The organism is Xenorhabdus indica, assembly GCF_014467235.1.
Classification (GTDB): Bacteria; Pseudomonadota; Gammaproteobacteria; order Enterobacterales; family Enterobacteriaceae; genus Xenorhabdus; species Xenorhabdus indica.
Window position 1 is genome coordinate 1 of the sequence record NZ_NKHP01000105.1, and the last position, 728, is coordinate 728.

1 protein-coding gene is annotated in these 728 nt (G+C 35.0%); it reads right to left on the reverse strand.

The genetic code is table 11. The features are described from left to right. Positions 1-183: 183 nt before the first annotated feature. Positions 184-480: a hypothetical protein gene (locus tag Xind_RS19690; RefSeq protein WP_187650962.1), complete on the reverse strand. Its 297-nt coding sequence runs from the start codon at positions 478-480 to the stop codon at positions 184-186. Positions 481-728: the final 248 nt, after the last annotated feature.

Sequence of the window (728 nt, forward strand, 5' to 3'; positions counted from 1 at the left end):
TCAGTCCATTTTGGGATTTTTTTGATTTGGCGATTAATCAGATCGCAAAAATTGGACTGAGTTCCCTCCAAGTGATCTACTATTTTGAAAGCTTATTTATATCTCCTATGAGAAGTGTTTACACGAAATAGGTTGCAGTGGCCTTCCACTGCAACAAGATATTATCAAAAGAGCTTGAACTCTTTATGACCGTTCATTATATATTACTTTGAAATCCATACAGCTAGAGGTTAACTGTAAAACTTGCTGAACACTAACAACATTATGGCAGCAATAATTTGCAATCATAATATCTTCAATGGCTCTAAAAAGATCGCTATGACCAACTGCTCTAAACAAATCCATAGGATTAGCACTATAACTACCTATAGGAATCCATAAATTGCTGTTAGATCCACTTAACACAGGATGATTACAGAAATGAACTGACGGTATCTCATTTTGTACAGCCAAAATAACAGTAATAGATTTACGGGGCATAATTTACTCCTATGAGTGTGGCTTTTGCCAAGTTATCAAAAACGGCCTTCCGCTCTTGATGGTTTAAGTATACAGCAACATAAATTAAAAAAATCAATATTGATTATATAAAATAATGGTAAATTGTATAAAAATCCCCCGTATTAACGCTGTCTCTTGATCACATCTATAGCTCAAGAGACTGTGCAAGCAAGTAACCTTCAAGGATGGTTTGTAATATGAACCATCCTTCCCATAGCCTTTCCCAT